This window comes from Gammaproteobacteria bacterium, assembly GCA_021647245.1.
Lineage (GTDB): Bacteria > Pseudomonadota > Gammaproteobacteria > RBG-16-57-12 > RBG-16-57-12 > JAFLJP01.
The window spans coordinates 51848-61174 of the sequence record JAKIVC010000014.1 but is presented as its reverse complement, the minus strand read 5'-3'; the positions used below and the strand labels follow the sequence as shown (position 1 = coordinate 61174).

The 9327-nt window shown below is 50.8% G+C and carries 9 protein-coding genes; 4 read left to right on the top strand and 5 right to left on the bottom strand.

Annotated features, from left to right (window positions below; genetic code table 11):
- The 4 genes from L3J94_05680 to purH all read left to right on the top strand — a co-directional run.
- The coding region (locus L3J94_05680; GenBank protein MCF6218240.1) for a DUF3426 domain-containing protein at positions 1-846 on the top strand (846 nt) is incomplete at its 5' end.
- Between the two features lie 113 nt (positions 847-959).
- Positions 960-1946 (top strand): tRNA dihydrouridine synthase DusB, encoded by a 987-nt coding sequence (gene dusB, locus L3J94_05675; protein MCF6218239.1) that lies wholly within the window; start codon positions 960-962, stop codon positions 1944-1946.
- Positions 1943-2230 (top strand): DNA-binding transcriptional regulator Fis, encoded by a 288-nt coding sequence (gene fis, locus L3J94_05670; GenBank protein ID MCF6218238.1) that lies wholly within the window; start codon positions 1943-1945, stop codon positions 2228-2230. The genes dusB and fis overlap by 4 nt, the downstream gene beginning before the upstream one ends.
- Positions 2231-2388: 158 nt before the next feature.
- Positions 2389-3954 (top strand): bifunctional phosphoribosylaminoimidazolecarboxamide formyltransferase/IMP cyclohydrolase, encoded by a 1566-nt coding sequence (purH, locus tag L3J94_05665; GenBank protein MCF6218237.1) that lies wholly within the window; start codon positions 2389-2391, stop codon positions 3952-3954.
- A 47-nt stretch (positions 3955-4001) separates the two neighbouring features.
- Here the strand turns inward: purH and L3J94_05660 are convergent, their stop codons facing one another.
- From L3J94_05660 to hemC, 5 genes are all read right to left on the bottom strand, one after another.
- The gene (locus tag L3J94_05660) at positions 4002-4373 is read right to left on the bottom strand and encodes a hypothetical protein (GenBank protein ID MCF6218236.1); all 372 of its coding nucleotides are present in this window, start codon (positions 4371-4373) and stop codon (positions 4002-4004) included.
- A 27-nt stretch (positions 4374-4400) separates the two neighbouring features.
- Positions 4401-4886 carry a hypothetical protein gene (locus tag L3J94_05655; protein ID MCF6218235.1) on the bottom strand — a complete coding sequence of 162 codons (486 nt, stop codon included), beginning with the start codon at positions 4884-4886 and terminating at the stop codon, positions 4401-4403.
- Between the two features lie 284 nt (positions 4887-5170).
- Positions 5171-6352, bottom strand: coding sequence for a hypothetical protein (locus L3J94_05650; GenBank protein ID MCF6218234.1), 1182 nt, complete (start codon positions 6350-6352; stop codon positions 5171-5173).
- On the bottom strand, positions 6349-8283 hold the full coding sequence (locus L3J94_05645; protein MCF6218233.1) for a uroporphyrinogen-III C-methyltransferase: 1935 nt from the start codon (positions 8281-8283) through the stop codon (positions 6349-6351). Before L3J94_05645 ends, L3J94_05650 begins: the two co-directional genes overlap by 4 nt.
- A complete protein-coding gene (gene hemC, locus L3J94_05640; protein ID MCF6218232.1) occupies positions 8270-9199 on the bottom strand; it encodes a hydroxymethylbilane synthase in 930 nt (309 codons plus the stop codon). Before hemC ends, L3J94_05645 begins: the two co-directional genes overlap by 14 nt.
- Positions 9200-9327: the final 128 nt, after the last annotated feature.

Here is a 9327-nt window from a genome sequence, read left to right as displayed (position 1 = left end):
GAGCCGCAGGAGCCGCAGGAGCCGCAGGAGCCGCAGGAGCCGCAGGAGCCGCAGGAGCCGCAGGAGCCGCAGGAGCCGCAGGAGCCGCAGGAGCCGCAGGCAAGCGTGACCCCCGAAAAAACCGAAAGCAAGCCTTTAAATGACGAACCTGAAAATTTTCGCTATATAACCTTCGACGGCCTCGATGACACTAAAAACCCAACCTCTTCACCCGAGCAAGAGCAAGAGCAAGAGCAAGAGCAAGAGCAAGAGCAAGGACCCCAATATTTCATTGGCCCACCACCACCGCCAGAGAGTCCCAGTGCTCGCGAACTGATCGAAGAGGAGATCGTCCAGCTCAAACAGCGCCCCCAGCGCAGGCACCCGCTACTTACGCTGTTTTATGCGTTGATCACCCTCTCATTGATCACCGCCTTAGTCTTGCAATTGGCCTACTTTAACCGCTTTGAGCTTGCCAAAATAACTGAGCTACGCCCGCTTGTGCTACAGAGCTGTGCACTTGCCGAGCCCTACCTGTCATGTGATATTCCCCGGCAGAAGGATAACCGCGCCTTTGAGGTGATCGACCGGGAGATTCGCAGCCACCCTAGCCAGGATCACCTGCTCACGGTTAATTTAATTTACCGCAACAACGCGAGCTTTGAGCAGGAGTACCCTCAACTGCACCTGAAATTTACAGATATTAATGGCAACATCATCGCCCAACGGCACTTCCAACCAGAGCAGTACCTCAAAGAAAAAACCAACATAGACAAAGGGGTGGCGGCAGGTGCTCGTATTTTCGTGCAGTTTGACATTGTCGATCCAGGCAGTGAAGCGGTCAACTTCCTCTTCTCATTCCAGTGATTATGGACGGTGGATAAAAAACCACTACAAAAGAGAAAAAACCGCTTTATCATCGCCCCACGAGCAGGTATCATTTGCGCCCATTCTGGTTAAAAACTAGGCAATCAACTGGCATGCAAATCGGTCCCTATTCACTGGCCAACCCACTCATACTCGCGCCAATGGCGGGAGTAACAGACCTGCCCTATCGGCAGCTATGCCGCCGCATGGGTGCGGGCATGACCGTCTCAGAGATGGTCTCTTCAAACGCCTTGCTGTGGAAAAATGAAAAAACCCTGCGCCGCATTGACCACAAAGATGAGGCATCACCACGGGCAGTACAGATTGCCGGAAGCGACCCACACATGATGGCCGCTGCTGCGCGCTTTAATGTTGAGCACGGTGCGCAGATCATCGACATCAACATGGGCTGCCCGGCAAAGAAGGTATGTAAGGCTCACTCTGGGTCGGCACTACTAAGAGACGAACCCCTGGTTGCGCGGATATTAGATGCCGTCGTTAACGCTGTAGAGATCCCGGTGACGCTAAAAATTCGCACTGGCTGGGATCTTGACAGCCGTAACGCAGAAACCATTGCACAGATAGCTGAACAAGCGGGTGTCCAGGCGCTCACCATTCATGGTCGGACGCGTGCCTGCCGTTTTTCGGGTGAGGCCGAGTACAGCACCATTGCCGCAGTAAAACGCCGCATCACCATCCCGGTCATTGCCAATGGTGATATTTCAACACCGCAAAAAGCCCAGCGTGTACTTGAACTAACCGGCGCAGATGCCGTCATGATTGGGCGTGCCGCCATGGGCAGGCCGTGGATTTTTCGTGAAATTAACCATTTCTTAGAGACCGGTGAGGAGCTTCCCCCACCCGAAATTTCTGAAATACGCGAAATAATGCTAGGCCACCTAACCAACCTATATGATTTTTATGGGGAGTACAGTGGGGTTCGTTTTGCCAGAAAACATATCGCCTGGTACACCAAAGGACAGCCTGAGGGGGCTTCGTTCCGCAAAATAATAAACCAAATTGAGAGTGCCGAAGAGCAGCGGGTACAGACCAAACTGTTTTTTGACCACCTCCAAACCATGAAGGAAGTCGCGGCATGACAACAACTGAAGAGTCTCTGGATACAGATACAGCCTGTTCCGCCAGCTTTAACAATCAAGACTCCATTCGAAGCTGCGTCAATATGGCACTCAGCGATTACTTTAAAACCATGGATGGGCATGAGATGGCCGGCCTCTATGATCTTGTTTTGCAAGAGGTTGAACCACCGCTTTTGGAAAATGTAATGCGCCATAGCCGAGGCAACCAATCCAAGGCAGCAAAAATTCTTGGCATTAATCGCGGTACCCTGCGTAAAAAGCTAAAAATGTATAACATGGACTAGAAAAATGTTGCGCAGCCCATGTGGCATCGCATTAATAGCGGGCACTGACAGTGCCACGCTTCGCCCGTAAAGCGGCGCTTTGCCGCCAGCCCCCTTGTCTTAGCACACCAAACCCTTGCAGCAACCCGACATCCAACGACCGCCAACAGAGAAGCTAAATGAACAAAATTACCCGAGTCCTTATCAGTGTTTCAGACAAAACCGGCATTGTTGATTTCGCCCGTCAACTAAGTGAGCGCGGGGTTGATATCCTCTCAACCGGAGGCACAGCGAAGCTACTTAGCACTGAAGGCATTGCGGTGACCGAGGTCTCAGACTACACCGGTTTCCCAGAGATGATGGATGGCCGGGTTAAAACACTCAACCCACTGATACATGGTGGTATTTTAGGTCGTCGTGGCATCGATGATGCCATTATGACACAGCACAACATTAAAGCCATCGACATGGTTGTGGTTAACCTCTACCCCTTTGAGGCTACCATAGCAAGCCCTGACTGCGACCTTACCAGCGCAATCGAAAACATCGACATCGGCGGCCCTACTATGGTGCGTGCGGCAGCTAAAAACCACAAAGATGTCTCAATTGTGGTCTACCCAAGCGACTACGCCAATATCATATCTGCCATGGATAGCCGTGATGGTATCAATGATGCTATGCGCTTCTCTCTCGCGGTCAAAGCCTTCGAGCACACCTCAAACTATGATGGTGCCATTGCCAACTACTTAGGCACTCTGCAAGAAGATGGCAGTAAAATAGAGTACCCCCGCACCTTCAATCTACAATTTAATAAAGCACAAGAGATGCGCTACGGCGAAAACCCACACCAAAGCGCTGCATTCTATACAGAACATCATGCAGAGGGTGGTAGCGTTAGCAGTGCAACACAGCTACAAGGCAAAGCACTCTCTTTCAACAACATAGCCGACACCGACGCGGCACTGGAGTGCGTAAAACAGTTTATTGAGCACCCCGCTTGTGTCATCGTCAAGCACGCCAACCCCTGCGGTGTAGCAACTGCCGGCACGCTCTATGAAGCCTATGACCGCGCCTATAAGACCGACCCAACCTCGGCCTTTGGCGGCATCATCGCCTTTAACCAACCACTGGATGCCAAAACCGCTCAAGCCATTGTTGAGCGCCAGTTTGTGGAGGTGATTATTGCACCGAGCATCTCAAACGACGCCAAAGCGATTATTGCTACCAAGAAAAACCTACGCCTGCTTGAGTGCGGGCAGTGGCCTGAAGCATATGGTAAAGGCTACGATTATAAACGTGTCAATAGCGGTCTGTTAGTACAAGATCGTGACCTGGGTATGGTCGAGATGAGTGACCTTAAAGTGGTCTCAAAACGCCAACCCACTGAGCAGCAGCTGCAAGACCTTATGTTTGCATGGAAAGTAGCAAAATTTGTAAAATCAAACGCCATTGTCTACGTAAAAGATGGATCAACTATCGGCGTGGGTGCCGGTCAGATGAGCCGAGTCTATAGTGCCAAAATTGCCGGCATTAAAGCGGCTGACGAAGGACTTGAAGTACCGGGATCGGTCATGGCATCCGATGCCTTTTTCCCCTTCCGTGACGGCATCGATGCTGCCGCCGCTGCGGGCATCAGCGCCGTGATTCAGCCGGGGGGGTCAATGCGTGATGAAGAGGTTATCGCCGCCGCTGATGAGCACGGCTTAGCCATGGTACTCACCGGAATGCGTCACTTTCGCCACTAAATCACTGACAGCGCCACCGCAAAAAGGGCTGCCTTAGCAGCCCTTTTTTAGGTTTCGTTCTTTTCCATATGCTTGATGATCTGGAATAGCGGTGGATTATTGGGAATAAGCGTCCCTTTAACATCAAAGCTTGGAAAACCAGTACCGCCCACAGAGAAACCGGCCTGATTCAATTTGCCGGTTAACTCATCACTGGCGAACTGTTGACGGTCCACCACATATTCAACATACGGAATATTCGCACGCTGTAACTCGCCCCGTTTCTCCTCACAAGAGCTACAACCGGTCAGTGAGTACATAATCAGCTGATCATGCTGCGTTAGTTGCACTTCGGGATGCTCAACCATCAAATTATCCAGCGCGAGGTAAACAACCAGTGCCGCGAAAGTTAATATCACAATATAAAATTTACGTTTCATTCCATTCCTCTTCTGAAAATAGATCCACTATTCACGCAAGCGCCAAGTGGGTTGCTGCTGCTGATCAATCAGCCCACGACTCAACATCCACTGTTGTGTATCTTCAGCATCCTGCTCAAACCATGCTTGTGCTGAACCAAGGCGAAAACTGTAGCCCCACGTATCCATATCTGCAAACATTCGCCCACGACCACACTGAGGAATATATTCAGCGAGCAGAATCTGCAGATAGTTCACCCCGTTCTCTTCATCATAATCACCCCCCGCATCGGTGTGCAGTCCATCACGGCGCGGCTGATCCATACAGACGTAGTGACACGCCTCATGAAATGCAGAGTGTAGTGGCGTATCGCCCCGTATCAGCAGTCGATTACCTATCAAACCCGCCTCACACTCCCCCCAATAGCTCCCGGGAATAGCCGCACCGTCGGGTACCCACTCGATCACCAGATGATAGCGTGCCAATAGCGCCTCAAATACAGACCGGTCTAAATCACGACATAACAGGACCATTTAGCCTCCTTTGAAAGAGTTATTATCAATGCCGCATTTTAATACCATAAAGGGGAATAACCACTGAAATCAAAAAGCCCAGATAGAGCTCAACCACTCTGCACTCAATGACTACCCTGACCCCCGAATAGAAGCGCGGGGTGATAGGTAACGCATTGGCATTACATAAGGCTCGAAGCTCACTCCTTCGGGCGATTCTGTGGCACTCCGCCTCGGCGTTATAGCGCTTGTCAAGGGAGTAACCATTACCTGCGAGCTATGCCTTGATGCGATAGGTTGCTGCACTAACCCTTAGTCAGCAGCTTCACCCCTTTTCGGCAATACTCCTGTGCCAGTTCATCATCGCCCAGCTGCTCCAATACTTCGGCCAGCAGCGGAAAGGCCTCTTGCTGACCCAAGTCGACCGCCTTCTGCAGATACTCTTTGGCTTTACCCCATAACTGGTTGTTGATGCAGATACGGCCTAGGGCTAACAACAGCTGGGGGTCATTTTTGTGAGTGAGAAGCCACTGCTCAGCGTGGATTAACTGTGCTTGACTCTTACTGGTCTTAATTCGCCCATAGAGTGTCAGCAGCTCGCCATGCCACTGTTTTTGCAACACTGTGCGGAGTAGCTGCTCTGCTTCATCTTCTCTTTTCAGGCTCAGTAGTATGCCGACATAGTGTTGAATAATACCGGGGTCCTGGCGCAGCGATTTAGGGATACGGTGCCACAATTGATTGAGTGTAGGGTAGTCGTGTATTTTTGCGTAGTGGGTCAATAGATGTGAGTAGCAGCCATGTTGCAGCTGTTGCAACTCGTTACTACTAAAAACCTGGTGGCGCTGAAGTGCTGGCAACAGATCTTCCAGCCGCTGCCACTCGTTAAGTTGTTGATAGAGTGGTGCCAGTAGCCGTAATACTGAGGGGTGTTTGGGCACTTTGTGGTAGATGTTTTCCAACAAGGCGAGCGCCTCTTCATACTGCTTATGCTCTAATTGCAAACGCGCCCGGGTGAGCCCTACCACAATGTTTGAGGTCGCCTCTACTTGTGCTGCCTGATTCAAGTATTTATCACGGCGCTCAAAAGCGCCCAGCTCATGAGCAGCGCGGGCGGCTCCCAGATAACTGAGTTGTGGCGAGTGGCTCTGTTTTATATATTTGATCAGCTGTTTTTCTGCCCGTTTCCAATCCCCCTCAAAAAGCGCAAGTATACCGTTATTAAGCGCTGTTTCAGAACGAATAGCCTGTTTATTGCAGCGCCATGCACCGAAACGCTGAGGCGCACCCAGCATACCGGCCAGTGATCGAATGGTGTAGTAACCGATGATCATACTCACCGCTATTGTAGCAACCAGCAGTGTGAGTGAAGTCTCGATACTCCACCCTTGATAGACAATTAAAACATAGCCCGGCTCCTGCGTTGCCACTAAGGCCAGCAGCACTGAGCCGATCAGAACGATCAACAATATTATTAGCCATGTCATAGGGCCGCCTCACCCTCGGTTGATATAACCGGGCTACTGCTTTTTTTCAACTGCTCACGCTGCTGTTGCAATGTTCTGAGTGACCTTGAAATATCAGGCAATGCAGGCGATATCTCTATTTTTTCGAGCTGGTTAATCGACTCAAGGGTGCTTTTGACTGAGGCGACTTCATGGTCAAAGTAGTCATTGAGCCAGTTGCGCGCATGGCTTAGGCTTGATAGCCATATCTGCTGGTCACCCTTAAACAGTGCCATCCGTGCCGTTTCCAGCTGTAGCTCGATGTTGTGGTAGAGATAGCTCTGCTGAGCGGCTGGAATCAACGGTGCAATCAGCTTGTCGTGATGGGTAATCACCACAAGTGAACGCAGCTCCCCCCAAACCCGCGAGACGATACCTTGCCAGCCCTCACCTGTAGGCTCTGTGGATACCTCTTCACTCTGCTGTGACTCAACTAACTGAGCCCCCTTAATGGGCAGTTTGCGGGCGCTCTCGGCCAACCCCATCAGCTGGGCAGAAATCCCTTCTATATCAACCTCTTCAACCATTTTCAGCTGGGTCAGTTCACGGGCAATCTGCTCACGCACCGGTAGCAGCACCGGGTCAGCCATTTGCTTTAGAATGAGGTCTGCACTCTGCAAGCCAATTAACGCCCCCTCTGTATCACCTTGCAGTTGTAGACGGTGGTTTGCCAGGCGCAAAAGATAAGCCGCTTCGGCCAGTTGCCAGGGGCGTTTATCCGCACCGTTTTTTTGCTCCATTTTTCTTAAGTTTTGCCAGAGCAGACTGTTTTCCTGTTGTAGGGTGTCGAGTACTTGACGGAGCGCTGCCAGCTGCTCATTGCTGTTTTTTAGCTCATTGGTTAATTTATTTGAAAGCGCTTGCTCCAGTTGTTCAATCTGCTCGGTGACAAACAGGCGGTTTTCATCTGCCTTCTGAATAATGCTACTTTCAATTTTTTGCTGTTGCTGCCATATAAAATAGCCCGCCACGCTGATCAAAACGATGGTAACAAGCCATACCAAAAGAGTAATTAGCCCTTTTTGAGGCGGCTTTTTTGTTTTGCTCGTGGTTAATTGTGGTTGCCCGGCTTTAGCCGGTGATGGCTTGTTTGCCTTAATTGAAGCATCATCTTTTTTATCTGCCATAGCGCTTTTCCTGGCCCTCTCAATTTTTTGCCACTGCACAACGGCAGCCAGCAACCCTTCATCACTTTGCGTTGCGGCGACGATAATATCGCCCTGATAACCGATTTTTTTGGCACACTCACGATTGCGTTCGCTCATAACGACCAGAGGAAGCGACTTTAACCAGCGCTGGTGGCGTTTGCCCGCCATCTGCCACAGATTTTGTACACTTTGGTTGCTGGTGACAATGGCAATATCAATCGATTTTTTTTCAATTCCATCCAGCTTAGTATTGGGCTTTACTCGGCGATAGACCGCCAGATAATCAACTTCAGCACCCCGCTGGCGCAATATTTCAGCCAGTGTTTCCCGGCCACCTTCACCACGAACAATTAATATTTTTTGATCGCTAACATCTGCAAACTCTGGCAGCGCCAGTAACCCTTCGCTATCAAACTGCTGTGCGGGCAGCACTACATTTTTGATGCTCATTTGTTGAAGTTTGTTGGCGGTGCTGCGGCCAACGGCGGCAATTTTGCAACCCTCAGGAAGGGTTACTCCGCGCTTCTTCAGCAGGGAAAAGGCGTAATCTACGGCATTGGCACTAATGAAGATAAGCCAGTGATAGCGATCCAGTTGCTGCACTGTTTTCTCAGCAAGGGCTAGATCCTGGGGGTCCGTTATTTCCAGAACAGGAAATGAGAGTGTAGTGGCACCCAGTTTCTCAAGTGCCTGGCAGACACCTTGTGCCTGGTGTGCTGGTCGGGTGACCAGCACATGAATACCTTTTAGATCAGTCGCGCCCATAGACTTCTGCCAGAATCTCTTTGGCACCTTTGGCCAACAGCTCATCCGCCACCTTAATGCCCAGCGCCTCTGGATCTGTAACCGGGCCACGCGCCTCTGCGCGAATAATGGTCTTGCCATCTAGGCTACCGACCAGGCCACGCAACCAGATTTGATCTCCCTCCAGAATGGCATGCCCACCAATCGGCACCTGACAGCCACCCTCAAGGCGATTATTCATGGCACGTTCTGCCAAAACACGCGTCATGGTCTCTTGATGTTTTAAGTGGGCAATGGCACTGTTGATGCGTGGGTCATCTATCCGACACTCAATGCCAACCGCGCCCTGGCCGACCGCCGGCAATGATTGCTCCGGTTCGATAAAGCTGGCAATACGCGCCTCAAATTTCAAGCGAATCAAACCAGCCGCCGCAAGAATAATCGCATCATATTGCCCCTCATCCAGCTTGCGTAAGCGAGTATTCACATTGCCGCGCAGATCTGCTATCTGTAGGTCGGGGCGCATCGCCTTGAGCTGTACTGAGCGGCGTAGTGATGAGGTGCCTACCTTGGCCCCTTGCGGCAACTGCTCCAGTGACTGGTAACGATTGGAGACAAAAGCATCTCGTGGATCTTCCCGCTCACAAATAACCGCCAGGTGTAAACCCTCTGGAAACTCGACCGGTACATCTTTCATTGAGTGGACGGCAATATCAGCCGCGCCTTCCAGCATGCCCACTTCCAGCTCTTTTACAAACAGTCCCTTACCCCCCACTTTTGCTAATGGTGTATCAAGAATCTTATCCCCTTGAGTCTCCATTTTATTAAACTCAACCTGAAGCCCGTCGTGGAACCTCTCCAACTCGGCCTTAACAAATTCGGCCTGCCACATGGCCAGCGGGCTTCTACGGGTTGCGACTACAATTTTTTCTGACATTTTAATTCCACTATCTTAATCTTATTGTTGTTGGGCGCTTGCAGCGATACATATTAGAGGTATCCTGATAATAACGTATCAGCCACGGTTTACCCAGTTCTACCGGCTAAATCCCCGGCAAAACCCAG